Genomic DNA, 24,542 nt, shown 5'->3' with positions numbered 1-24,542 from the left:
TTGAAAATATGGACGATTGCTAACCAGAAAGGCGGGGTAGGGAAGACCACTACCACCGTGACGCTGGGCGGCATTCTGGCGCAACAGGGAAAGCGCGTTCTGCTTATTGATACCGACCCTCATGCATCGCTGAGTTATTATTTTGGTATGGATGCCGAGGAGCTAAATGCTTCTGTTTACGATATTTTTATTAATCATGAACAGATTACTGCCGATAGAGTGCTTGACTGTTTATGTCCGACAAAATTAGACAGTCTGTATATTTTGCCTGCCTCAATGGCACTTGCCACGCTGGACAGGCAAATGGGTATGCAAAACGGTATGGGGCTTATTCTCAAAAAAGCACTGGATACTGTACGCAACGAATTTGACTACGTATTGCTGGATTGTCCGCCGGTTCTGGGCGTGTTGATGGTTAATGCGCTGGCTGCATGCCATAAAGTCATTGTGCCCGTGCAGACCGAATTTCTGGCATTAAAGGGCCTTGACCGGATGATCCATACACTTGAGATTATGGGTCGTTCGTTAAGAAAAGAATTTGATACATTGATAGTGCCGACTATGTTTGACCGCCGGACTAATGCGGCTATTCAGGCACTACAAAAACTGAACGAAGATTACGGTGATAAGGTTTGGCACGGGATGATTCCTGTGGATACCCGCTTCCGTGATGCCAGCCAGGCGCAGTCGCCTGCGTCTGTTGTCTATCCGAAAGCACGGGGCGTTTACGCCTACACCAAATTGTTAGATGAACTGGAGCAGTGAGTCACCTATGAGTAAAAGTACGCCCTTCGCCCGCGAAGATGTGATGCAGGCGTATCTCGACAGCTTGTTACAAAGTCCGGAAGATCCGGCTGAAGTAACGGCTAACACTGCCCGTTTGCTGGAACAGGCCACGGCGGACATTATCGCCAAAGAACCTGTGGTTGCTCCTGTGGCTGAGCCGGTCATAGCGCCGCCAGTCACTGATGATGTTACGGAGACGGCCGTTGAACAACTGAGCGGGGCAGTACCTCCGCCGGTCAAAACCACGCCTGTGAAAGACATGCTGGAAAATCGTTTTCAGGCATTGTTTTTTGAAGTGGCGGGGTTAACGCTGGCTGTACCGCTTATCACTTTAGGTGGCATTCACCGGATTGAAAAAGTGGGTGGGCTGATAGGAAAACCCAAATGGTTCAAGGGCGTAATGCTTCATCGTGATCAAAAAATAAACGTTGTCGATACTGCAATGTGGGTTATGCCAGAAAAATACGACCAAAATCTCGCAGAAACGCTAAACTATCAGTATCTTATTATGTTAGGGGACAGTTTGTGGGGCTTAGCCAGCGACAAACTGGTCAACACCGTTACATTGACCAGGGACGAGGTAAAATGGCGTGAGTCAGGAGGCAAGCGTCCATGGTTAGCGGGCATGGTAAAAGAAAAAATGTGTGCGTTAATAGACGTATATCAGTTAATCGCAATGCTAAATAGCGGCTTAGGCAGTAACGACCAGACGCCATAGCCCGGGGAGCCAGGTTCATGAATGACAAGAGCACAACGAATAACGCGCCGGATAACGATCAGGTGCTTCAGTGGGTTACCTATCGTTTAGGTGACGAAACTTACGGTATTAACGTAATGCAGGTTCAGGAAGTCTTACGCTATACCGAAATTGCGCCTGTTCCCGGTGCACCGGAATATGTGTTAGGCATTATCAATCTGCGTGGTAATGTTGTGACGGTTATTGATACCCGCGCCCGCTTTGGCCTTATGCCAACCGATATGACCGACAACACACGGATTGTAATTATTGAATCCGATGAGCAGGTTGTCGGCATCCTGGTAGACAGCGTTGCCGAAGTGGTTTATCTGAAATCATCTGAAATTGACAGTGCGCCTAACGTGGGTACTGAAGAGAGCGCCAAGTTCATTCAGGGCGTGAGCAACCGTGATGGTGAATTGCTGATTCTTGTAGATCTTAATAAGCTTCTCAGTGATGACGAGTGGGATGAACTGAGCAGTCTGTAATGTCATGCAGCGCCTGCTAATCCGGCGGGCGCTTGTCAATGCCTGTATCTTCGCTGCGCTGTTCAGCGCGCGCTATTATCAAAGGGAGAAAACACATCAATATGGACGTGCCGGCACTATCTTTACTCGCTGTTGCTACAGGGTTACTCGCCGTCATTGCTGTTATATGGATGTATTTTTTCTTCAACCGTCAGTTTAAACAACTCGACGATACTGTCCGCTATCAAAAAGAACACATCGATACCCTGCAACTGGAAATTAATGACCTGGAAAACCAGAACGGTGAAATGCAAACCCGTTCGATGGTACAGGGCAAACACATGCGGGAGCTGGCAGATCAATGCACACAACTCGAAAACCAGCTACGTGAAGTAAAAAGTCAGGACCCGTCCATGCGCTTATACACCCGCGCCGCTGAGCTGGTCAAAGCCGGTGCTGACGTCGAAGAGGTAATGCAAGCCTGCGACCTGCCCCGGGCTGAAGCTGAGCTGCTTATCAGCATGCATCGTCAGCGCAACTAAAGGTAAGTTCTCTCTTCTACCAGGGTTAGATTAATGCATTGAGCCGTTTAGACGTCCAGCCGTAAAGATGTTGACATCTATCGGGATTCAGCCACAATAACGTTATTATCCGTTAATTGTTGGAGCTGCCATGCCTATTTGTATTCCCGAACAACTTCCCGCGCAGGATGTGTTGTCAGGTGAGAATATCTTCACAATGGACAGCACCCGCGCAGCGACACAGGATATCCGCCCCATGGAAGTGGGGATCCTGAATCTCATGCCCAATAAAATTGAAACGGAAGTGCAAATCTTACGTTTGCTGTCTAACACACCTCTGCAGGTGAACGTGAACCTGATCCGCGTAGACAAATTAGCGCCAAAGCACACGCCACAATCTCACATGGACGCCTTCTATCACGACTTTTCTGAAATTGCTGATAAGAAATACGACGGTTTAATCGTGACAGGTGCACCGCTGGCTCACTTGCCTTATGAGGAAGTAAAATACTGGGATCAGATGACAGAAATTTTGGAGTGGGCGCAACGTAATGTGCAGTCCACACTCTATCTGTGCTGGGCGGCTCATGCAGCTATGTATCATTTTTACGGCGTGCAGAGAAAACTCAGGGAAACCAAACTTTCTGGTGTGTTTGAGCATAAAGTGCTCGACCCTTATAACGAGTTGCTGAGAGGTTTCGATCCGGTTTTTTATGCGCCTCATTCCCGTTTCGGGTATATTGACTCCGGTGAATATAACAGTGTTGAAGGTTTGAAGGTCATTACGGAATCTGATGAGGCGGGTGCATACACCATCGCATCTGAAGATAAGCGTATGGTGTTTGTTACCGGGCATCCTGAATACGATCCGGAAACTCTGCATGACGAGTATTTCCGTGATTTACAGGCGGATACCCATCCGGCAGTGCCGGCTAACTACTTTACAGACGATGACCCCGCAAAAGCGCCTTTGGTTCGCTGGCGCTCCCATGGTAGTCTGCTGTTCAATAACTGGCTGAACTACTATGTTTATCAGACAACACCTTATGATTTGAGTCAGCTGGCTGAGAAACCCCGGCCAAAGAGGTAATAAGTGACATCAGGTACAAAACAACAACTTCTGGATGCAGCGGCAAAGCGCGTTTTGATTCTGGACGGTGCCATGGGTACTATGATTCAGGAGCACAAACTGGAAGAAGCCGATTATCGTGGTGAGGCATTTGCTAACTGGCATTGCGATGTAAAAGGCAATAACGATTTGCTGGCGATTACTCAGCCGGACATTATTTATAATATCCATTGTGCTTATCTTGAAGCCGGTGCAGATATCATTGAAACCAATACGTTCAATGCTACCACCATCGCCATGGCTGACTACGACATGGAAGCGCAGTCGAAAGACATTAACCTTGCTGCTGCTAAGCTGGCCCGTAAAGCCTGTGATGAGTTTACTGCAAAAACACCGGATAAGCCCCGGTATGTGGCAGGGGTCCTCGGTCCCACAAATCGCACAGCATCGATATCACCAGATGTTAACGACCCCGGCAAGCGGAATGTAACCTTTGATGAGCTGGTAGAAGCCTACATCGAGTCCACAGAAGCGCTGTTAGATGGTGGTTCAGATATCATCTTAATAGAAACTATCTTTGATACCCTGAATGCCAAAGCGGCAGTATTCGCGGTAGAAACCGTATTTGAGAAACGTGGTGAGCGCGCACCGGTGATGGTATCAGGTACCATTACCGATGCATCGGGCAGAACCTTGTCAGGACAAACTGCTGAAGCCTTTTACTATTCCATGCGTCATGTATCGCCGGTTTCCATGGGCCTCAACTGTGCACTGGGTCCGGATTTACTTCGTCAGTACGTTGAAGAAATCAGTAATATTTCTGAATGCCTGGTCTCGGCTCACCCCAATGCCGGTTTACCCAATGAGTTTGGTGAATATGATTTGGGCGCAGAAGAAATGGCAGCACACATTAAAGAATGGGCAGAGTCCGGTCTGGTGAATGTGGTAGGTGGTTGTTGCGGCAGTACACCTGAACATATCCGTGCCATGGCAGAAGCGGTAAAAGACGTGACACCACGTACCGTGCCGGTTTTTGAACCTAAAATGCGCCTTTCCGGGCTAGAACCTTTTGTTCACTAAGGTGTTATTGTGACAGCAGAGTTTTCAACCTTTATTAATGTCGGTGAACGGACAAACGTTACCGGATCGGCCGTATTCAAACGCTTAATTTTAAATGCTGAGTACGAGAAGGCCCTCGATGTAGCCCGCCAGCAGGTGGAAAACGGTGCGCAGGTAATAGACATCAACATGGACGAAGCCATGTTAGATTCTGTTGAGGCCATGCGTACGTTTTTGAACCTCATTGCTTCAGAGCCTGATATTTGCCGTGTTCCAATTATGATTGACTCTTCAAAGTGGGAAGTCATTGAAACCGGACTCAAGTGCGTTCAGGGAAAGGCGATTGTGAACTCAATCAGCCTGAAAGAGGGAAAAGAGCAGTTTGTTCATCAGGCTAAACTGATCAAGCGCTACGGTGCCGCAACGGTGGTCATGGCGTTTGATGAAACCGGCCAGGCCGATACCAAAGCGCGCAAAATTGAGATTTGTCAGCGCAGCTATAAGGTGCTCACCGAAGAAGTCGGATTCCCGCCGGAAGATATCATTTTCGACCCGAATATTTTTGCTGTCGCGACGGGCATTGAAGAACATAACAATTATGCGGTGGACTTTATCGAGGCCACCCGTGTAATCCGTCAGACTTGTCCTTACGCACATATCAGCGGTGGACTATCAAATATTTCATTCTCGTTCCGGGGCAATAACCCGGTACGTGAAGCCATGCACTCGGTGTTTTTGTATCACGCTATCCGCGCGGGTATGGATATGGGCATTGTGAATGCCGGTCAGCTGGAAGTGTATGATCAGATCCCAGAAGAACTCCGTGAAGCAGTGGAAGATGTGATCCTGAACCGTCGGGAAGACGGCACGGAGCGTCTGCTGGACATCGCACCCAAATATCAGGGGGATGGCAAAGCCGCGGCGGCAGAAGATCTCACCTGGCGTGAGCAGCCGGTGAACAAGCGGCTTGAACATGCGCTGGTCAAAGGTATCACCGATTACATCATTGAAGATACTGAAGAAGCCCGGCTGGCGGCTGAACGTCCCCTTCATGTGATTGAAGGGCCGTTAATGGACGGCATGAACGTGGTCGGCGACCTGTTCGGTGAAGGTAAAATGTTCCTTCCTCAGGTGGTGAAGTCTGCCCGGGTGATGAAAAAAGCGGTTGCTCACCTGCAACCGTTTATCGAAGCAGAAAAGGACGGCAAGTCATCGAGTAACGGTAAAATCCTGATGGCCACCGTTAAAGGCGACGTGCACGATATCGGAAAGAACATCGTCGGCGTAGTACTGCAATGTAACAATTTCGAAGTAGTAGATTTGGGCGTCATGGTGCCCTGCGCTACGATTTTGCAGGTGGCCAAAGACGAAAACGTGGATATGATCGGGTTATCCGGTCTTATAACCCCGTCGCTGGACGAAATGGTACACGTGGCTAAAGAAATGGAGCGCCTGGGGTTAGATTTACCACTGCTTATAGGCGGTGCGACGACATCCAAAGCCCATACTGCGGTGAAAATTGAGCAAAACTACAGCCATCCGGTCGCTTATGTACCTAATGCAAGCCGCGCCGTGGGTGTGTGCCAGAAGCTGATTAACCCTGAGTCCCGCAAAGTCTTTGAAAAAGAGCTGTCAGACGAATATGGAAAAGTACGGGCCCAGCATGCCCGGAAACAACCCCGCAGTAAGCCGGTTACGCTGGCAGAAGCACGGGCAAATGCGTATAAGCCGGATTTTTCTGTTCTGCCTGTAAAGCCCAAAACGCCGGGCGTAACACCTGTGTCCGTCGATTTGGCGACATTAAGAGATTATATCGACTGGACACCGTTCTTTTTGACCTGGTCACTGGCCGGTAAATTCCCCCGCATTCTTGATGATGAAGTGGTGGGAGAGCAGGCGAAAGAACTGTATGCCGATGCCAATAAAATGCTGGATAAAGTCATTGCTGATGGCAGTCTGCAGGCAAAAGGAGTAATTGGTTTATTCCCTGCTAACCGGGTTGGCGACGACATTGAAATTTATCGGGATGATAACCGCGATGCCGTGCTGGGCGTGTCCCGTCACTTGCGTCAGCAAACGTTAAAAGACAAGTTTGCGAATTATTGTCTGGCAGACTTCGTTGCTGAGAAGCAAAGTGGTATTGCTGACTACATCGGTGCGTTCGCTGTTACCGGCGGGATCGGTGAAGATGAACTCGCTGAGTCCTACAATAAAGCCGGAGACGATTACAACGCTATCATGGTGAAAGCTGTGGCTGACCGTTTGGCAGAAGCGTTTGCCGAATATCTGCACGAGCAGGTGAGAAAAGACTACTGGGGCTTTGCGCCTGATGAGCATTTCGACAACGATGCGCTCATCCGCGAGAAGTATCAGGGGATCCGTCCTGCGCCCGGTTATGCAGCCTGTCCTGAACACACTGAGAAGCAGCTAATTTGGGATTTGCTCGATGCCGAAGCGCATACCACCATGAAGCTGACAGAAAGTTACGCTATGTGGCCGGGAGCAGCAGTATCAGGCTGGTATTTCTCGCACCCTGAATCCAAATATTTCGCTGTGGCAAAAATCCAGCGTGATCAGCTTGAAGATTACGCACAGCGCAAAGGCTGGAGCACAGAAGAAGCTGAAAAATGGTTAGCGCCGAATCTGGATGATTAACCCGCCTGACAGCCGGAGTCCCTTATGACTGATGAACTGCCTTTCTCACAGGCATGCGAAAATAACAAAGGGCCCATTTCTGCCATTTTGGAAGTGGCCCTGAGTCAATGTAAGCGTGTGCTTGAGGTGGGTAGTGGCACTGGACAGCATGCGGTGCACTTTGCACCCTTGTTACCTCACCTGATATGGCAGATCAGCGATCAGCCCCGGTATCACGAAGGGGTACTGAAATGGATAGCTGCGTACCCGTCTGAAAATCTGTTACCTCCGCTTAACCTGACCGTGGGCAAAGACAGGTTGCCTTTTTCTGAATATGACGGTGTTTATTCAGCGAATACTGCTCATATTATGCAGAAAGCCGAAATTAAAATGATGATGCAGAGCCTGTCTGAATCACTGCCGCAAGGTGCAGTATTTTGCCAGTATGGCCCATTTACCGACAACGGTGCATTCAGCAGCGAGAGTAACAGAGAGTTTCATCAGCATCTGATAGCCAGTGGCTATGGCGGTTACCGGGATATACAGGAATTGCAGGCATGGGCGCCGGCACTCACGCTGGAGAACATCCATGAAATGCCGGCCAATAATTTGTTATTGCAGTGGGTAAAAAACTGAACGCCGGTACTGCTTAAAATTATTGAAAAACGGTGCTCCGGCACCGTTTTTTATGTCGTCAAATCAATTCTTTTTTCTACAATAACAGGCACACCGTTACGCACTGCAGAAATGCGCACTCTTACCCGTTTATCGTCGCCGCTGCCATTGCGATACTGAATTTGCTTGTCTTCTTTCAGGCGGGTGAGATAAAGACTGTCTCTTCCCATTATTCTTACGCCTTTGCCGGCAATAATGTCAGCTTTTACATTATGATAATCAGGGTGGACTTCATAGCTCAGTAACAGGTTGGCGCGGTTAAAGGCATCATTAGAGACTGACAGCGAAACCTGGATAGGGGCCTGTACCGGCGGACTGAAATGCTGCAACATGACCGGATGCAACGCAGGCTTCAGCGGCGGAAACTGAGGAATATTATTTTCCGTCGGCTCATGGAACTGACAGCTTATCGCATCGGCCGCCATTAAGCTGAGAATGGCTGTCAGACAGTAAATTTTTTTGTTCATAGTGAGGGCTCTGATTAAGTAATAAAGGCGTATGTGCGCCGGTCCTGAGCCTGAAAATGCAAAGCATGAACCCGTTGTCAGTGGCAAACTGCTTTGGTTCTGCAAAAGAATTAATTTATTATATTTCTACTGTATAACCTTAAACCAGCAAAGCCGGAGGGTAAAGTGCTACCGGTTAAGCTTTATCGATGAATGATTAACATCCGACGTATATTCAGCCGTTTCAGAGCGCAACCCGTAGCGGCGGTGGTGGTGGCAGGAACTGACTATCCGTCATACCAGCTGGCGACCAGAATTCAGCAAAATCCTGCGTTTCATCTGGCTTATTTTATGAATGAAGAGCCCTGGCATCACCGCACCTTTATACTGGGTGTTGAACTGCGTTACGCCAGTGAGCTGCTTTCTCTGGTGAAAAAACACGATATAAAAGCCGTGTTTTGTGCCTGCGAAGATGATTATCACAGTTGGCTTTCAGATATGGGAACGGCGTTGACCCAACATCATTGTCAGGTATTGCTGTGCCGCCCGGGTGAAACGCCGCAACTGCCAGCCGTTTAAAGCGTATCTGTCAGTTTCTTTTTAATTGGCATGCTGCCCCTGCTCAGGGCGTACCTAACGCTCTGGCGAGTCCGATAAAGGCTCTGATAAACGGTGCATCAGCATCACTCTTTCTGAACCCCATGTGCAGTGACTTGGCGATACCGTTTTTTCCCGGCCTGACAGTTGTAAGGTTTAAGCTGCCGTCCTGCTCTTCAATCAGCCATTTAGGCAGTGCACCGATGCCCCGGCCGGCACTGATCATTTGCAACATGATTTCAGTGGTTTCAATGGTTTTGTGCTTTTTCACTGTACAGCCCGCAGGCGTCAGAAAGTGTGAAAAGATGTCCAGTCTGGAAGGCTCTACCGGATAGGTCAGTAAGGTTTCTTCTGCCAGCGCTTGTGGCGGTACCCATTCACTGGCTGCCAGTCTGTGGTCGCGGCTCATTACCAGCACCTGCTCATAGCCGAATACCGGCTCGTATTGCAGAGAGGGCAGGTGAAGAGGGTCAGGTGTTAAAAGCAGATCAATATCATAGCCGTGCAGCGCCTGCAGGCCGCCGAACGTAAACTTTTGACGTACGTCTACATCTACCCCCGGATAATCCGCCAGAAACGGTTTGACGACCTTCAGGAGCCATTGATAGCAGGGATGGCATTCCATTCCGATGCGCAGCACGCCTTGTTTACCCGAGGCGATCTGACGCAGCTGCTCTTCTGTGTGCTCAAACTGGGGTAACAGCCGGTGGGCAAGATTAAGTACTGCATTGCCCGCATCTGTCAGTCGCAGTCGTCTGCCATCTTTTTCCCATAGCGGCGCACCGCTGTGCTGTTCCAGCTTTTTCATACTATGACTCAGTGCAGACTGGGTCAGATGCAGATGTCCGGCGGCTTCTGTGAGCGTACCGTAGTCATGAATGGCAGCAATAATTTTGAGGTGTTGACGATCTAACATAGCGGGAATGAGCAAATTTCACTGGTTTTGCTAAATGTATCACTTTAATTCATAGATTGTGAAAGGCAGCGGTGAAGCTGCCACAATATCCGGCTAATGGTTTACCTTGCTCAGGACGGGGAAATATCAGTGACAGACACCGCTGTGGCCAGCCGGTCGCTGATCACACTTCGCATCAGACTCGCCAGTTCTCTGAACGTAGCGCGGGCAGGGGAGGTGTTCCGCCATGCCAGCATGTGCTGACGTACTACCGGCATATCAGCGAGTTCACACACATGAAGGGCTTCCGGGTTATGCAACTCAGAATGAACATAGAGTCCGGGCATAAAAGCCATTCCCATGCCCATAACCACCATCTGCCGCAAGGTATCAAGGCTCGTCCCCTCATAGTCGCGGTCCACATTCGCGCCCAGTTGAGTACAAATTTCCTGTACCTGATAGTGAAAGTGATGCCGGTCTTCCAGTGCCATAATTTTCTGGCCCCTAATTTCTTCCGGTTCAATAAATTGCCTGCCGGACATCGGGTGGTCCGCAGGCAATACAAATTTCAGCGGTTCTATAAACAAAGGCTGAACCTGAATTTGCGAGTCACGGTTCGACATGGGAGACAAAGTGATGTCAAATTCTCCGGTCAGCAGGCCTTGCAGCAACTGTTTGGGTGCTGCTTCGCGGACATAGAATTTCAGCCCGGGACGCAGACGATGAATGTCCGGCAAAATATGGGGCAGCAGGTAAGGGCCCAGCGTCGGCGGGATCCCCAACCGGTAGGTTGTGGATTCGCCCTGGGCAAGTGATCGTGCCATCTCACCGAACTGCATCGTCGACTGAAGCACAGCTTCTGCGTATTCAAGTAACGACTTCCCCTGTGCTGATAACAGCGTGCCTGATCGGGAACGTTCGAATAAAATCAGACCCAATGTGTTTTCCAGCGCACTGATCTGGCTGGTTAAAGTGGGCTGACTGATCCCTAAAATATTTGCCGCCCTGCGAAAATTGAGGTGTTTTGCGACGGTGACGAAGTACCTGATCTGGTTCAACGATGGGGTTTTGCCGTTGAATAACATGGTGTAGTCCTGCTAACTCGATTAAAATCCGCTGTCTCTGATAGCTCATGTCTATCTCCATTTACTCTATAATTCTATAAAGCTATCAGTCAATCTTAATAGTATCTGAATGTAGCAGTATTTTATTCAATTTAATTTAGGAGTATTAAATGGACCACGTAATCTCTGGCGTAGCTAAATTCCAGCGTGATGTTTATCCTGAGAAAAAGGAAACTTTCCAAAAATTAGCTAACGGTCAGAATCCGGAAGTGTTGTTCATCACTTGTGCCGATTCCCGTATCGATCCTAACCTGGTTACCCAAACAGACCCGGGTGAACTGTTTATCTGCCGTAATGCCGGCAACATTGTACCTCCACACAGCAATCAAACCGGTGGCATGACTGCTTCTATCGAATTTGCTGTTGCTGCCCTGGGCGTAACGCACATTGTTGTATGCGGTCACACAGACTGTGGCGCAATGAAAGGTGCACTGGCGCCTGAGAAACTGGACAGCCTGCCACATGTTAAAGAATGGCTGGGTCACTGCCGTTGTGCCACTGAAGTTGTGAAAGAAAAGCACGGCGAACTGACTGCCGATCAGCTTGGCGAAGTAACCAAAGAAAACGTGTTACAGCAGTTACAACACTTACGTACTCACCCTGCTGTTGCTGCGAAGCTGGCTACGAAAGCCGTTCAGCTTCACGGTTGGGTTTACGACATTGAAACCGGCATGATCCATTGTTATGACCCGAAAACGGAAACGTTTAAGGAAATGGAACAGGCCTATGCTGAGCGCACTCTGGTAGCAGGCGCATAAGGATAGCCTATGAAACTTGATTTATCGTTCAAAGAAATTAAAAGCGACTTACCTGCCAGTATTGTCGTTTTCTTTGTAGCTCTGCCGTTGTGCCTGGGTATCGCCCTGGCATCCGGCGCACCGTTATTTTCCGGCGTAATCGCCGGAATCATCGGTGGTATTATCGTAGGTCTGGCCAGTGGTTCTCGCCTTGGTGTGAGTGGTCCGGCGGCGGGTCTTGCTGTTATCGTTTTTGATGCCATCGGTACCCTGGGAAGCTGGGAGTTATTCCTTTGTGCTGTGGTTCTGGCGGGTGTGTTCCAGTTAATTCTGGGCTTCATGCGTGCCGGATTTGTCGCGTACTTTTTCCCGACGTCAGTTATCACAGGTATGCTTGCCGGTATCGGTTTGCTTATCGTGCTTAAACAATTGCCATACCTGTTCGGCTGGCACTCTGATTTTCTGGGCGAAGAAGCTTTTAATCAGGTTAACGGTGAGAATACGTTCTCTGCTATTGAGCACGCGGTTTCTATGATGTCTCCGGCTGCTATTGCCATTTCGGCAGTGTCTCTTGCGCTGCTGGTGATTTGGGATAAGTACCTTACAAAGGCACATAAAGTCTTCCAGCTGATTCAGGGACCGATTGTCGTTGTGTTACTGGGTATCGTAGCTTCAGTCATGCTGGCTCAGGCTGGTATGCCTTTGCAGGCTGATCAACTGGTAAGTTTACCGGTTATCGACAGCTTCGAGGCGTTCAAGGCAGAAATGGCGTTTCCGGCCTTTTCAGAGATGCTGAACATTGATGTTTTCACCATTGCGCTGGTTATGGCGGCGGTTGCCAGCATCGAGACACTGCTTTGTGTTGAAGCGACTGACAAACTGGACCCGAAGAAAAATACCACACCCACAAACCGCGAACTGAAAGCGCAGGGTATCGGTAACATCGTGTCTGGTCTGGTTGGTGGTCTGCCAATCACTCAGGTAATTGTACGCAGTTCTGCGAACATTGCGTTTGGTGGTAAAACGAAAGTTTCAGCCATTCTGCACGGTGTGTTTCTGTTGATTGCTGTATTTGCCGCTGCGTCTATGCTGAATCAGATCCCGCTGGCTTCTCTGGCAGCTATTCTGATTACTGTAGGTTATAAGCTGGCTAAGCCTGCTATGTTCAAAGTAATGTACAAAACGGGTTGGGAGCAGTTCCTGCCGTTTATCATTACTATTGGCGTAATGTTGTTCACAGACTTGCTGACCGGTGTTGTTGTTGGTCTGGGTGTGAGTGTTTTCTTTACGCTTAAACACAGCTACCGCAACTCGTACCAGTTCACTGAAACAGTGAACGAAGACGAAGGTGGCAGCAAAACGCACCACATTGTTATGGCCGAAGAAGTGTCTTTCTTCAACAAACCAAGCATTCTGAAAAAGCTTAACTCTATTCCCGGCAATTCAAAAGTTGTACTGGATTTCTCCAAGAGTAAATCTGTAGCCTTTGATGTGAAAGAGCTGGTGAAAGACTACCTTAATCAGGCTGACAGTAAAAATATCAAAGTTGAAACGATTCAGTTTCAGCAATAGGTAACTTACCTTTCCCAACCTGCCGGTACTTTCGTACCGGCCTTTAAAAAGGGGCGGCAATTTGGCCCCTTTGCTTTACCTCCGCTAACTGCGATATCGTTCATCTGACTGCATTTTTGATACTTATCTCATGTTGATAGTTTTTATCTATCGCGAGATACGGTGTTTTTCTATGAAGCTATCAGTTAAAACTTTCTTTAGAAAATAATGATAACAATATGTTAATATGAGGTAATTATCATGGATCATGTCATTTCCGGCGTTGCCAAGTTTCAAAAAGAAGTCTTTCCGAAAAACAAAGAAGTTTTTCAGAAACTGGCAAACGGCCAAAATCCTGAAGTCCTGTTCATCACCTGCGCTGATTCGAGAATCGACCCCAACCTCGTGACTCAAACCGGCCCGGGTGACCTCTTCATTTGCCGTAACGCGGGCAACATTGTACCGCCGCATTCAAATCATACCGGTGGTATGACAGCGTCAATTGAGTTTGCCGTAGCGGCTCTGGGCGTAAGCCATATCATCATTTGCGGACACTCAGACTGCGGTGCAATGAAAGGCGCACTGGCACCTGAAAAGTTAGACGCCCTGCCGCATGTAAAAGACTGGTTGAGTCACTGTCGTTGTGCCACAGAAGTGGTGAAAGAAAAACACGGAAAGCTGACAGCTGATCACCTTGATGAAGTTACTAAAGAAAACGTGTTACAGCAAATACAGCACATCAGAACCCATCCTGCCGTTGCAGCTAAAATTGCTACAAAGCAGGTGCAGTTGCATGGCTGGGTGTACGACATAGAGTCAGGCAATGTACTTTGCTACGACGAAAAAGCTGAAGAATTCAGACTGTTACAAGAGGTTTACGGCGGTAAGCCTTTCGGTAAAAAAGACAGCAAGGGGGAATAACCCATGAAAGGCTTATTTAATAATGTACGTGGTGATCTTACCGGCGGGTTAACGGCCGGTATTGTTGCTCTACCTCTCGCGCTGGCGTTAGGTGTTGCGTCGGGCGTAGGCCCGATGGCGGGTTTATACGGCGCGATTGCCGTTGGCTTCTTTGCAGCTTTGCTGGGTGGTACACCTTCGCAAATTTCCGGTCCGACAGGTCCGATGGTTGTGGTTCTGGCTGGTCTGTTTGCATCTCTGTCGGGAGACTTAGGCCTCATATTTACCGCTGTTATGCTTGCCGGTTTGTTGCAAATCATAATGGGCTTCACCGGGGTTGGTCAGTATATCCGGCTTGTGCCTTACCCGGTCATTTCCGGTTTTATGTCAGGCATCGGTGCGATCATCATCATCCTGCAACTGGGCCGGTTAATGGGCCATGAGCCTCCGGGCGGTACAATGGGCGCATTAATCTATCTGCCTACGGCTCTTGCTGATATCGATTTTGTGACCCTGGGTCTGGGATTGGGCACGCTTATTATTGCCTATAAGTGGCCTGCCAAACTTGGCAAAATTGTACCCGGCGCGCTGGCTGCCCTTATCATCGGCACACTGGTGAGTTTGTCTCTGGAAACCCCGGTATTAGGTGACATTCCTACAGGATTGCCTGAGTTGCACATGCCGTTATTCGATCAGTCGAAGGCGTTGCTGGTGTTTGAAGCTGCCTTCATTCTGGCCATTCTCGGTGCTATCGACTCATTATTGACTTCGCTGGTTGCTGATAACATGACCCGTACCCGTCACGACAGTAATAAAGAACTGATCGGGCAGGGTGTGGGTAATACGATTGCCGGTTTGATTGGTGGTATTGCCGGTGCCGGTGCAACCATGCGTACTGTGGTGAATATCCGCAGCGGTGGTAAAGACCGTTTATCAGGCATGGTTCACGCACTTGTGTTACTGGCTATTGTGCTGGGTCTGAGCCCTCTTGCGGCTAAGATCCCTCATGCTGTTCTGGCTGGTATTCTGGTGAAGGTAGGTCTTGATATTATCGACTGGAGTTATCTGAAGCGTGCCCACACCGGGCCTCGCTGGGACTTCGCGTTGATGCTGCTGGTACTGGGCCTGACTGTATTTGTCGATTTGATTACGGCAGTAGGTGTGGGTGTTGTTCTGGCTGCACTGGCCTATGTTAAGCAGGTTGCACAACTGCAGTTAGATGAAGTGAAGAAAATCCCTGACACACTTCAGGATCCCGAAGAGGATGCGCTGCTCAAGAAGACGAAAGGCAAGGTGCAGATTTTCAGTTTCGGCGGTCCTCTGAGCTTTGGCGCTGCCGCAGACTTAGGGCATCATGTCCGCGAAAAAGTTAAAGGCGGTTCGAGTGCTCTGATCCTCGATTTCAGTCGTGTACCTGCCATGGATGTTTCCGCTGCCATGGCCGTTGAGACCATTACTTCTGATGCAAAGGCAGCTGGCCGTCAGGTACTGATGTGCGGTGCTGTTGAAGCGGTTAACACGGTACTGAATAATATTAATGCGCATCAAAGTGGTGTGACAGTATGTGCAACACGTAAAGAGGCACTGGCGAAAGCTGTTGAAATGGTGAATCAGCCGGGAAAGGCTGAGGGTAGCGGTTCAGCTACCCAACATCTTGCCAGCGTGTAACTGAATTAAATAACGTTCAGTAAGACTGAAAAAGGCTTCCCGCGGGGGAAGCCTTTTTAGTTTGTGTTTCAGTCAGACTGTGCCGGATATTTATCCGGCACGGCTGTAATTACATGGTGTATCTGGCGCCCAGGAAAATCTGAGTGCCTGTATGGTTGTATTCACGGATAAGGTTTTGTGAGCCGTCACCGGTGGTAAACAAACGCTCATATTCATCAGTAAGGTTAATGCCTTCGATGGTAAACGTGAGGTTCTCGTTGTAATTGTAATAGGCAGACAAATCAACGTATGTCGGGCCGGTAGTGGCTTCTTCCGCATTACCGTTACTGCCGCTGTAGTCCGTAATGTAGTCATCACGTTTGTTCAGCGACAGGCGGATACCGTAATCTTCGCGTTCATAGTAAAGGGTTGCATTATAGGTATTCTTTGACAGTCCGGTAATTTCACCTGCTGACACCCGTGTATAGTTCATCACCGTGCCTAAACCGTCAAACGGAGCCGGCAGAAAACGGAAAGGCTGCTGATAAATAATCTCAAAACCATTTACCGTGGTGCCTTCACCGTTTACTGGTGAGGTATGTGTATACGGCACAGTACGCGGGTCGAGGGCCAGTGCAGGATCGTACTGCGGATCAGAATCAATAAACGGCAGATATACCGCATCAACCAGACGCTCTTCCGTTGCTGAGGTAATAAACGTTTCTATATCTTTATAGAAGTAGTTAGCTGCCAGCAAAGACTCTTCCGCAAAGTACCATTCAAGTCCCAAATCGACGTTGTTAGACGTGAACGGGTCCAGATACGGGTTACCGGAACTGACAGTACCGTTTACGTAAGAAAATGAAGGATTACCCGGGTTCAGTGAACTGAGGCTCGGACGGGTCATAGTGCGTGATAAACCCAGACGGGCAATGACATCTTCAGTCACCGACAAAGACAGGTTCATCGATGGCAGGAAATTGTCATAGTCGTTCTCAACCGTGACTTCATCCAACTGAATGTAGCCCGAGGCCGTGGACGTGGTTTTCACATAACGCATACCGAAGTTAGTGCGTAAGCTCATGTCAGCGATATCGTACTCAGAATTAAACTCAAGGTAACCACCCAGCGTTTCTTCGCCAACTTCCCAGCTTTGCTCTGTGCGGGGAGTCCAGGTTTTATCCAGCAGCTGAGACTCGATGGCACCAAAGTCAGCCACAATAAAGCGATTCAGTTCTCCGTCAAATCCGTTACCAAAGTCGTCGTAAGGGATGAGTTCTGCAAATCCTACCGCCGAGTCCTGATCAGGGAAGCCGTTAATTTGCTCTTCACTGTAGGCGACGGTACGGTCGTTCCAGGCCATACCCATTTTGATTTCTACACTGTCATTGGTATAGATAAAGTCGACTTTCGCGGTGTCGTTCTTGCGTTCAACGTCAGTGGCCCGTAACCGGCCATCAGATAAATCGTACAGGCTGGCGTCGGTGATATCGTAACCGTAATCCATTACCGGTACATTGGCATTGCCGCTGAAATCAAAACTGAACGTATGGGGTGTCAGATTGGTCATGTTATAGCGGTACTGTTCAGAACGGGCGTCTGATTTAGCGGTGCCGGCCATAGCATTCATTTTCAGTTCATCAGATAAATAGAATTCACCACTCAGCACATACTGGCTGAAGTCGGTTTCTGATAACTGCTGACGACTCTCTACCCGGGATGTCATATTGTCAAAGGTACCGGCAACAACCTGCTTACCGCTTTCATCCACTATCAGTGACACCGGTGTGATATCGCTGAATGTGCTGCGGAACATTTCAAAGTTGTTGTACATGGTACGCTGGTTCTCCAGCGTGGAATGCAGGGTATCGAAAGTGATTGTACCTGCGTCTCCGACTGCAAATTGCAATGAACCGGTTATGCCCAGACGGTCCTGATTGTTACCGAAGAAATCATAGCGGGGCAGGCGGGGTGTCCATAAACAGTTTACCGGGTCGACAGCTTCGCCGTCAGCTTCACAGGGACCGGTATTGATTGTGCCGTTGATGGTTGTATTCCCGGTGTCGGTATAAATACCACCACCGTCCCTTACCGGCGTGGTCCAACGGACGGTGCCGAACCCTTCCTGGCGGACGGTACGCTGTGATTTGGCAACGGAAAACAGCGCGCCGATGGTGTCGTCAGCAAAGGTGTTGCTGATCATAAAGACCATACGCGGATCGACTTCTTCCGTAACATCGTTATATCCGGCCTGACCTGACGCAGCTACGTGAAAGCCCGGATTAGAGAAAGGTTTCGCGGAATACAGGTCGACAGTACCTGCAATACCGCCTTCTTCCGTAGATGCTGACGAGGTTTTCTGAATGTCTACCCGGTTAAATAACTCCGAAGCAAAGACGTTGAAGTCAAAAGCACGTCCACCGTTTACACCACCACCGGAATCGGTTCCGTCGGTACTGGACGGGACTTCCATTCCATTTAACGTGGTGCGGGTGAAGTCAGGACCTAAGCCGCGCAGCGTAATCTGGCGACCTTCACCCCCTTCGCGGGAAATTGCCACACCCGGTACCCGTTGCAATGACTCTGCAATATTCAGGTCCGGAAATTTACCAATGTCTTCACTGAGTATGGTTTCTTTTGAAGTCACAGCACTGCGTTTTTCAAACAATGCACGGTTCAGCGCGCCACGAAAGCCGCTGACTTCAATGATTTCATAATCTTCTGCTGTGGTATCTTCAGTTTGTACTTCCTGTGCAAATGCCAGGGAAGGAGTAGAACAGCTCAGCGCAACAATCATCGCGCTGAATACAGGGTTTTTACGGAAACGGTTTTTATTCATGGTGTTCCTCTGCTCAGTTCGTCCTGCATTGTTGTAGGGTGCTTAACAGCGGCACGAAATCAACAATGGGTGTCGTAGGGTATGACAGCCATGTTCACACATATTTATAAATGAAAATGTATGTGTGAATTGGGCAGTGTTAAATTTGCCACCGGTGGCAAATTAAGCGTAACGTTACAGACTTGTTAATGATATTGTCAATAAAAATGTGATCGCGATTACAAAATAGTTAACTAATCTTTCACCGCTTCCGCATCCTTCAACGCAGAGAATTTACCGTTCCAGAACTGGTTGCCAATCTGCAAGTTCTCAAAGTGAATATTTTCTGCGTTTTCCAGAATCAGCGGGATGTCAGCCTTTTTGATACGGATATTCCGGAAGGTCACGTCGTGAACAGGGGCTGCATCCGGAGCATGGATTTCAAGTACGGTGCCCACATTCTCTACGGTCATGTCTTCAATGATGATGTCAGTGTAAGTTGCCGGAAAATTACCGTGGAGATTGCTCGGGTAATTAAGCTGGAACCAGAAAAGATGTTTAAACGAGGCGACTTTACTCCCGCGGATCCGTATCATTTCAACACGTCCACCACGATCTAAGTTGCTTTTAAAACGGTAAGCAGAATCTCCTTCGTGGAGGGTATTACTCTCGAAGAATACCCGTTTGATACCACCGGACATTTCCGACCCCAGGCCAATGCCGTCTTCGCCACCAAGATCATTATTTCTTACAACAATATCAGTACTGGGTATACCTATATTACGGCCATCCGCATCGCGGCCGGACTTGATTACAATGCCGTCATCACCGGTGCGGAAATGATTGTTTTCTGCCAGTACAAACTGGCTGGATTCAATGTCCAGTCCGTCGTTATTGTACAGGTGGCTGTCTACTTTCACCCTGCGAACCGTTGCATGAGAGGTGTATACCAGATGATTAACCCAGAAGGGGGAGTTTTTGGCCGTGTAGTCTTCCAGCAGAACACGTTTGGCATGGAAAAACTGGATAAGCGGGGGGCGAAGAAAATGCCCTTCACCGAATTGCCTTTGTTGCACAGGCACACTGTCAAAACCCATTCTTCTCAGCGCATGCATGTCAGTATTTTGCTTTTCGTACCAGTTGATAAAAGCAGAGTTTGCATTACCATCTATGGTGCCTTCACCTGTGATAGCCACATCTTCCACATTAGCAGCGTAAATCATTGGTGAGTAAGTAAATACTTCCGTTCCTTCCCAGCGTGTTTTCACAACAGGGAGAAATTCAGAGGGCGTAGCTGAAAAGAGAAGTGTGGCGTCTTTCCCGAGATGCAGATTGATTTTACTTTTCAGGTGTAAAGGCCCGTTAACATGCCAGATACCTTCCGGAATATGAACAATACCACCACCGGCAGCCGCAGCTTTGTTGATAGTTTGCTGAATGGTTTGTCTGGCAGCCTTTCTGATTGAAGGTGAGTCTTCGACAACAAACTGTTTATCCGGAATGTCCGGCAAGCGTATTTGCTGCAAAATTCCGGTCGCAATTCGCCAGTCTTGCTCAGTAGAAGCACGGGTTGATAGCGGGATCAGAAAACACAGGATCAGGGTAAGGCGGAATATCATGAAAGCTCCGGTATTCCCGAAAGAGTCGTGTTACAACTGCGGGAAATTAATTGATTTACAATATTTACAATGAGTTAATAATGCTACCGGTGGCATTTGGTGTCAAAGTATTTAATAAATATTGGTTTCTCAGGTGTGAGGAAGTAGTAAGGAAAATAGTTTGTTGGAGGGCATTAGGAGATTATTTTGCTCCCCCGTGCGGAGGAGCATGTTTGTCAGCGTGTTACCAGATCTGAACGCGGTCTTCCGGTGCAAGATACAAGGCATCGCCGGGCTGGACGTCGAAAGCTTTATACCAGATATCCAGATTACGTGGCGCCTGTGTACGGTATCGGGCCGGAGAGTGCGGATCAGAGCGGAGCTGGTTAATCAGGCTTTGCTCAGTGCGTTTCTCACGCCATACCTGTGCCCAGGCGAGGAAGAAGCGTTGATCGCCGGTGAAGCCGTCGATGACAGGGGCTTCTTTGCCATTCAGGCTCAGCTTGTAGGCTTCATAGGCCATTGACAAACCACCCACATCACCAATGTTCTCACCCATGGTCAGACGACCATTTACATGGTTGCCGGGGATTGGTTCATACTGATCATACTGAGCACCCAACTGGTCAACTTTGGCAGTAAAAGAAGCCAGATCTTCTTCAGTCCACCAGTTGCGCTGAATACCTTTGGCGTCTGACTTGGCACCCTGATCGTCGAAACCGTGTCCCATTTCGTGTCCGATAACAGCGCCGATAGCACCATAGTTCACAGCAGGGTCTGCATTCGGATCGAAGAAAGGAGGTTGAAGAATGGCAGCAGGGAATACAATCTCATTAAATGACGGATTGTAATATGCGTTGACCGTTTGCGGTGTCATGCCCCAGCGTTCGCGGTCAGTCGGCTTAAGTTCTGCTTCCACATCTTTAGCGTTAAAGAATTTGCGGAGGTTACGAATGTTTTGCACCAGCTTATCTGAAGATATCTCCAGACCACTTAAATCTACCCATTCGTCCGGATAGCCGATTTTAGGATGGAAAGCTGCCAGTTTTTCTTTCGCTTCTTTTTTCGTTTCTTCACCCATCCAGTCCAGGTTGTCAATGCGCTTGCCCAGCGCTGCGCGAAGGTTTTCAACCAGCTCAGACATTTGCTCTTTCGAAGACTGGGGGAAGTAACGGTCGACATAAATCTTGCCCAGCGCGAAACCCAGAGACTGCGTACCGGACATTTGTGCAACAGCGCGTTTCCAGCGGGCTTCCGGTTCTTCCTGACCATTCAGCTTTTTGTTATAGAACTCAAAAGATGTCTGATAAATCTCTTCCGGCAGCAGAGAGGCATTTTCACTCAGAGTATGGAATGTCAGATACGCCTTCCACACAGCAAGATCCGTTTCGTTGATGATGGTAATGACATCTTTAACGGGTTGCGGGGTAGTGATGTTCAGTTCAGGTACTTTTAAGCCACTTTGTGCGAAAAAGGTATCCCAGTTAAAACCCGGATACGCATCGGAAAGAGACGCTCTTTCAATCTGGTTTAATGTCAGATCACGGTCCCGGCGTTTTTCCCGCGGCCATTGAGCATGAGCAATACGGGTTTCCAGGTCCATAATTTGTTGTGCCTGCTGTGCAGCGTCCTGAACACCGGCAAACGATAGCATTTTTTCGATATGAGACAGGTATGCTTCACGAATATCAACAAAGCGTTCCTGATCACTTAAGTAATAGTCCCGGTCAGGCAGACCCAGGCCGCCAACACTGACACTGACCTGATACTCGTTGGGATCAAGACGGTTGTACCACATGCTGCCCAGCAGAGGCGTTGCTGTGCCGTACAACCAGGCATTCCCGAACACCTCTGTCAGTGCCTGACGGTTATCGATGGCCTGAATTTTCGACAATACATCCGAAACAGGCTCAATACCTTTCGCATTTATGCCTTCCACATCCATATAAGCGGTGTAGAAATCTTTTACCATCTGTTCTTCAGCATTCAGATCTTGCCTGGTCATCAGGTCGTCGATGATGGCTTTAACCTGTTCTTCGCTGCGATCCCGCAGGGCATTAAATGCACCAAAGCGGGTTTTATCTGCCGGAAGTTCATAATTTTTATACCAGGTGCCACTGGCGTAGGAAAAAAAGTCGTCGCCGGGTTTTACGGCTTTGTCCATGGCTGTCAGGTCGATGCCGAAGCTGCCCAGTTCCGCACTGCCTTTCTGTACGGCAGACTGTGACTCTGATGATGAGGCTGTGGTGTTTTGTTCCGGCTTGCTACAACCGGTTAAACTTAAGGCCGCTGCAATGGTGGTAGCGAGTAATTTATACTTCATTGTCGTTTCTCTTTTTTGTTGTTGCAGCGTCCGGAGTGACCACTGCTGTACTTGTTGTTTTTAGTGTTGTTTGCATCGCTTCATTGAAAGGTAACACAGTGGCTGCCTGTTGAAAGTAACAGGCAATCTGTGGCGTTTCCTGCTGTAAAAATTGTTCTACAGCATGGTGGAAATCTGCATCATACAATTTGTGAAGAGATACACACCAGGTGGGCTCAAAGCCCCGTAAAATCTTGTGTTCGCCCTGTGTGCCGGGGTTGAATAAAGGTATGCCACGCTCGACTGCAAAAGCAATGCCCTGATTGTAACAAGTTTCGAAATGCAGGCCGTCGACCTCTTTCATCGCACCCCAGTAGCGCCCGTAAAGCCCGTTATCGTCATAGAAAAACAGTGCACTGGCTACAGGTTCCTGTTCTTGTGCGGCGACGACCAGCAAAACATTCGATGCCATAGAGCTGAAGATCTGGCGAAAAAAAGCCGGAGTCAGATATCCCGTGTGGCCGGAGCGTTTTAAATAAGTTTGCTGATAGCAGCGGATGAAAAATTCAATGTGTTCAGAGGTGAGGGCATCACCGGTAATTCTTGTCAGCGAAACACCGGTCTGTTCAAGTTTCTCCCGTGACTTACGCAGGGCTTTACGCTTTCTCGATGTCAGTGCGGCGGTAAAGTCACTGAACGTCTGATAGCCATAGTTGTACCACTGGAACTGCACGGAATAACGGCGGGCAAAGCCTTGTTCATACCAGCTTTTGCTGTTGTGGTATGGAGAAAAAAGAATATGGGAAGAAGAGCATCCTTGTTCTGATAATGCCTTCAGAGCAGGCACCGCTACTTGGAGAATGTCCCTTTCTTCATACTCAGGGGATATCAGAAGTCTAATGCCGGTGACCGGTGTAAAAGGCACTGCACTTATCCACTTAGGATAATAACTCAGCCCGTGCTGATCGTAAGCATGTGCCCAGCCGTGGTCAAAAACATATTCCCCGTAACTGTCTTCTTTCAGATACCCCGGCATCACCGCAACGAGTTTATCACCGTCGCAGACTCTCAAATGATGAGGTTGCCAGCCTGTTTCAGGACCCACGCAGTGACATGCTTCCATGGCAGCAAGAAACGGATATTGCAGAAAAGGACCTGCATCCCGTGCAAGTGCCTGCCACTGTGATGAATCAATGTCTTTAATCGATGAGATAAAGGATGTGGTATATTTCATTTTTACTTTCGCAGTAAACACGTTTTTAATTCACTGCTGTATCGTGGTTAGTCACTGCATTGTACTGCGACGAACTCTTCCATGAATGCCGGTACGTTTACATTAGAGCTAAATTAAACATTCTTCAACATGACAGACCCTGACCGCAAAATCATTATCGACGCGATTACGCGCATGCTGGCACGACGAGAGCACAGCCATGTGGAGGTACTGACAAAACTGACACAGAAAGGTTTCGGCGCCGGTTTGTCGTCGGCTATTTTGCAGGAATTCACCGACGCTGATATTCAAAGTAATGCCAGATACGCCGAAATGCGCGTCCGCGCCTGCGCATCGAAAGGTCAGGGGCCGGCCAGAATAAAGCGTGAGCTGGCGCAGCATAAACTCGATGACGCTACCATCGCATCTGCGATGAGCGAAGCCGATATTGACTGGTTTGAATTAGCCCTGAAGGTAAAAGAGAAGAAATTTGGCGAAGGGCAGGAGCGGGACTTCAAAGCCAGACAAAAGCAAATGCAGTTTCTCAATTACCGGGGCTTTACTCAGGAACACATCCAATACGCCGTAAATGGTGACTAAATTAACCGCGAATGCCTTAACAACTGCGCGTGTTCCATGATATGTTTGCGCCCTGCGGGCCGTATGCCCGATTTAGTGACTTGTGCACCACAATTCCCAGCATCTGACGAGCCATTTTATCAGAGTAAATTTGTGCTCCCGATGTTCACCGTTAACAAGAGTAGGAA

The 24,542-nt window shown here is 48.7% G+C and carries 21 protein-coding genes; 14 read left to right on the top strand and 7 right to left on the bottom strand.

Annotated features, from left to right (window positions below):
• The 8 genes from ACXAH4_RS19015 to ACXAH4_RS18980 all read left to right on the top strand — a co-directional run bounded on the left by ACXAH4_RS19015 (position 1) and on the right by ACXAH4_RS18980 (position 7,908).
• Entirely contained in the window at positions 1–765 is a 765-nt protein-coding gene (locus ACXAH4_RS19015; RefSeq protein ID WP_119500586.1) for a ParA family protein, read from the top strand.
• 7 nt (positions 766–772) lie between these two features.
• Positions 773–1,504: a chemotaxis protein CheW gene (locus tag ACXAH4_RS19010; protein WP_349585124.1), complete on the top strand. Its 732-nt coding sequence runs from the start codon at positions 773–775 to the stop codon at positions 1,502–1,504.
• Between the two features lie 17 nt (positions 1,505–1,521).
• Positions 1,522–2,010: a chemotaxis protein CheW gene (locus tag ACXAH4_RS19005; protein ID WP_474883007.1), complete on the top strand. Its 489-nt coding sequence runs from the start codon at positions 1,522–1,524 to the stop codon at positions 2,008–2,010.
• A 38-nt stretch (positions 2,011–2,048) separates the two neighbouring features.
• Positions 2,049–2,531 carry a DUF2802 domain-containing protein gene (locus ACXAH4_RS19000; protein ID WP_474844675.1) on the top strand — a complete coding sequence of 161 codons (483 nt, stop codon included), beginning with the start codon at positions 2,049–2,051 and terminating at the stop codon, positions 2,529–2,531.
• A gap of 130 nt (positions 2,532–2,661) precedes the next feature.
• Positions 2,662–3,600 (top strand): homoserine O-succinyltransferase MetA, encoded by a 939-nt coding sequence (metA, locus tag ACXAH4_RS18995; protein ID WP_474844676.1) that lies wholly within the window; start codon positions 2,662–2,664, stop codon positions 3,598–3,600.
• A 3-nt stretch (positions 3,601–3,603) separates the two neighbouring features.
• Positions 3,604–4,659 carry a homocysteine S-methyltransferase family protein gene (locus ACXAH4_RS18990; RefSeq protein ID WP_474851053.1) on the top strand — a complete coding sequence of 352 codons (1,056 nt, stop codon included), beginning with the start codon at positions 3,604–3,606 and terminating at the stop codon, positions 4,657–4,659.
• A gap of 9 nt (positions 4,660–4,668) precedes the next feature.
• The gene (gene metH / locus ACXAH4_RS18985; RefSeq protein WP_474865985.1) at positions 4,669–7,293 is read left to right on the top strand and encodes a methionine synthase; all 2,625 of its coding nucleotides are present in this window, start codon (positions 4,669–4,671) and stop codon (positions 7,291–7,293) included.
• Between the two features lie 24 nt (positions 7,294–7,317).
• Complete coding sequence (locus tag ACXAH4_RS18980) at positions 7,318–7,908, top strand: DUF938 domain-containing protein (RefSeq protein ID WP_474883005.1); 591 nt, start codon at positions 7,318–7,320, stop codon at positions 7,906–7,908.
• A gap of 50 nt (positions 7,909–7,958) precedes the next feature.
• Here the strand turns inward: ACXAH4_RS18980 and ACXAH4_RS18975 are convergent, their stop codons facing one another.
• A complete protein-coding gene (locus ACXAH4_RS18975; RefSeq protein WP_474851056.1) occupies positions 7,959–8,414 on the bottom strand; it encodes a hypothetical protein in 456 nt (151 codons plus the stop codon).
• A gap of 192 nt (positions 8,415–8,606) precedes the next feature.
• Between ACXAH4_RS18975 and ACXAH4_RS18970 the strand changes: the two genes are divergently transcribed.
• Positions 8,607–8,972, top strand: coding sequence for a hypothetical protein (locus tag ACXAH4_RS18970; RefSeq protein ID WP_474844680.1), 366 nt, complete (start codon positions 8,607–8,609; stop codon positions 8,970–8,972).
• 43 nt (positions 8,973–9,015) lie between these two features.
• Here ACXAH4_RS18970 and ACXAH4_RS18965 read toward each other — a convergent pair whose 3' ends face one another.
• Together ACXAH4_RS18965 and ACXAH4_RS18960 are read right to left on the bottom strand one after the other, a co-directional pair.
• Entirely contained in the window at positions 9,016–9,906 is an 891-nt protein-coding gene (locus ACXAH4_RS18965; RefSeq protein ID WP_474844681.1) for a LysR family transcriptional regulator, read from the bottom strand.
• A gap of 110 nt (positions 9,907–10,016) precedes the next feature.
• Positions 10,017–10,970 carry a hydrogen peroxide-inducible genes activator gene (locus ACXAH4_RS18960; protein WP_119500596.1) on the bottom strand — a complete coding sequence of 318 codons (954 nt, stop codon included), beginning with the start codon at positions 10,968–10,970 and terminating at the stop codon, positions 10,017–10,019.
• A 149-nt stretch (positions 10,971–11,119) separates the two neighbouring features.
• On the opposite strand from ACXAH4_RS18960, the gene ACXAH4_RS18955 reads away from it, so the two are divergent.
• The 4 genes from ACXAH4_RS18955 (at position 11,120) to ACXAH4_RS18940 (ending at position 15,865) form a co-directional block, all read left to right on the top strand.
• Positions 11,120–11,767: a carbonic anhydrase gene (locus ACXAH4_RS18955; RefSeq protein WP_303574352.1), complete on the top strand. Its 648-nt coding sequence runs from the start codon at positions 11,120–11,122 to the stop codon at positions 11,765–11,767.
• A 9-nt stretch (positions 11,768–11,776) separates the two neighbouring features.
• Positions 11,777–13,318 (top strand): SulP family inorganic anion transporter, encoded by a 1,542-nt coding sequence (locus tag ACXAH4_RS18950; RefSeq protein ID WP_474844682.1) that lies wholly within the window; start codon positions 11,777–11,779, stop codon positions 13,316–13,318.
• 240 nt (positions 13,319–13,558) lie between these two features.
• Complete coding sequence (locus tag ACXAH4_RS18945; RefSeq protein ID WP_474844683.1) at positions 13,559–14,218, top strand: carbonic anhydrase; 660 nt, start codon at positions 13,559–13,561, stop codon at positions 14,216–14,218.
• A 3-nt stretch (positions 14,219–14,221) separates the two neighbouring features.
• Positions 14,222–15,865 carry a SulP family inorganic anion transporter gene (locus ACXAH4_RS18940; protein WP_474883003.1) on the top strand — a complete coding sequence of 548 codons (1,644 nt, stop codon included), beginning with the start codon at positions 14,222–14,224 and terminating at the stop codon, positions 15,863–15,865.
• A 109-nt stretch (positions 15,866–15,974) separates the two neighbouring features.
• Here ACXAH4_RS18940 and ACXAH4_RS18935 read toward each other — a convergent pair whose 3' ends face one another.
• The 4 genes from ACXAH4_RS18935 to ACXAH4_RS18920 form a co-directional block, all read right to left on the bottom strand.
• Positions 15,975–18,683, bottom strand: coding sequence for a TonB-dependent receptor (locus tag ACXAH4_RS18935; RefSeq protein WP_474883001.1), 2,709 nt, complete (start codon positions 18,681–18,683; stop codon positions 15,975–15,977).
• Positions 18,684–18,916: 233 nt separating this feature from the next.
• Positions 18,917–20,281, bottom strand: a complete 1,365-nt coding sequence (locus ACXAH4_RS18930) for a glycoside hydrolase family 28 protein (RefSeq protein WP_474882999.1) — start codon at positions 20,279–20,281, stop codon at positions 18,917–18,919.
• A 223-nt stretch (positions 20,282–20,504) separates the two neighbouring features.
• Entirely contained in the window at positions 20,505–22,583 is a 2,079-nt protein-coding gene (locus ACXAH4_RS18925) for a M13 family metallopeptidase (protein ID WP_474882998.1), read from the bottom strand.
• On the bottom strand, positions 22,573–23,796 hold the full coding sequence (locus ACXAH4_RS18920) for a GNAT family N-acetyltransferase (protein ID WP_474844688.1): 1,224 nt from the start codon (positions 23,794–23,796) through the stop codon (positions 22,573–22,575). The genes ACXAH4_RS18925 and ACXAH4_RS18920 overlap by 11 nt, the downstream gene beginning before the upstream one ends.
• 129 nt (positions 23,797–23,925) lie before the next feature.
• Here ACXAH4_RS18920 and ACXAH4_RS18915 point away from each other — a divergent pair, with 129 nt between their 5' ends.
• Positions 23,926–24,375, top strand: a complete 450-nt coding sequence (locus ACXAH4_RS18915) for a regulatory protein RecX (protein ID WP_474882997.1) — start codon at positions 23,926–23,928, stop codon at positions 24,373–24,375.
• Positions 24,376–24,542: the final 167 nt, after the last annotated feature.

This window comes from Alteromonas sp. ABV2_168 (assembly GCF_056161165.1).
This window is presented reverse-complemented; position numbering and strand designations above follow the sequence as displayed.

What these genes read in the sequence shown, in the direction of transcription:
- ACXAH4_RS18975 (WP_474851056.1), bottom strand. Translation starts at nt 8,414, where the DNA reads ATGAACAAAAAAATTTACTGTCTGACAGCCATTCTCAGCTTAATGGCG.
- ACXAH4_RS19000 (WP_474844675.1), top strand. Translation starts at nt 2,049, where the DNA reads ATGCCTGTATCTTCGCTGCGCTGTTCAGCGCGCGCTATTATCAAAGGG.
- ACXAH4_RS18965 (WP_474844681.1), bottom strand. Translation starts at nt 9,906, where the DNA reads ATGTTAGATCGTCAACACCTCAAAATTATTGCTGCCATTCATGACTAC.
- ACXAH4_RS18915 (WP_474882997.1), top strand. Translation starts at nt 23,926, where the DNA reads ATGACAGACCCTGACCGCAAAATCATTATCGACGCGATTACGCGCATG.
- ACXAH4_RS19010 (WP_349585124.1), top strand. Translation starts at nt 773, where the DNA reads ATGAGTAAAAGTACGCCCTTCGCCCGCGAAGATGTGATGCAGGCGTAT.
- ACXAH4_RS18925 (WP_474882998.1), bottom strand. Translation starts at nt 22,583, where the DNA reads ATGAAGTATAAATTACTCGCTACCACCATTGCAGCGGCCTTAAGTTTA.
- ACXAH4_RS18960 (WP_119500596.1), bottom strand. Translation starts at nt 10,970, where the DNA reads ATGTTATTCAACGGCAAAACCCCATCGTTGAACCAGATCAGGTACTTC.
- ACXAH4_RS18940 (WP_474883003.1), top strand. Translation starts at nt 14,222, where the DNA reads ATGAAAGGCTTATTTAATAATGTACGTGGTGATCTTACCGGCGGGTTA.
- ACXAH4_RS18970 (WP_474844680.1), top strand. Translation starts at nt 8,607, where the DNA reads ATGATTAACATCCGACGTATATTCAGCCGTTTCAGAGCGCAACCCGTA.
- ACXAH4_RS19005 (WP_474883007.1), top strand. Translation starts at nt 1,522, where the DNA reads ATGAATGACAAGAGCACAACGAATAACGCGCCGGATAACGATCAGGTG.
- ACXAH4_RS18930 (WP_474882999.1), bottom strand. Translation starts at nt 20,281, where the DNA reads ATGATATTCCGCCTTACCCTGATCCTGTGTTTTCTGATCCCGCTATCA.
- metA (WP_474844676.1), top strand. Translation starts at nt 2,662, where the DNA reads ATGCCTATTTGTATTCCCGAACAACTTCCCGCGCAGGATGTGTTGTCA.
- ACXAH4_RS18950 (WP_474844682.1), top strand. Translation starts at nt 11,777, where the DNA reads ATGAAACTTGATTTATCGTTCAAAGAAATTAAAAGCGACTTACCTGCC.
- ACXAH4_RS18980 (WP_474883005.1), top strand. Translation starts at nt 7,318, where the DNA reads ATGACTGATGAACTGCCTTTCTCACAGGCATGCGAAAATAACAAAGGG.
- ACXAH4_RS18955 (WP_303574352.1), top strand. Translation starts at nt 11,120, where the DNA reads ATGGACCACGTAATCTCTGGCGTAGCTAAATTCCAGCGTGATGTTTAT.
- ACXAH4_RS18945 (WP_474844683.1), top strand. Translation starts at nt 13,559, where the DNA reads ATGGATCATGTCATTTCCGGCGTTGCCAAGTTTCAAAAAGAAGTCTTT.
- ACXAH4_RS18935 (WP_474883001.1), bottom strand. Translation starts at nt 18,683, where the DNA reads ATGAATAAAAACCGTTTCCGTAAAAACCCTGTATTCAGCGCGATGATT.
- ACXAH4_RS18920 (WP_474844688.1), bottom strand. Translation starts at nt 23,796, where the DNA reads ATGAAATATACCACATCCTTTATCTCATCGATTAAAGACATTGATTCA.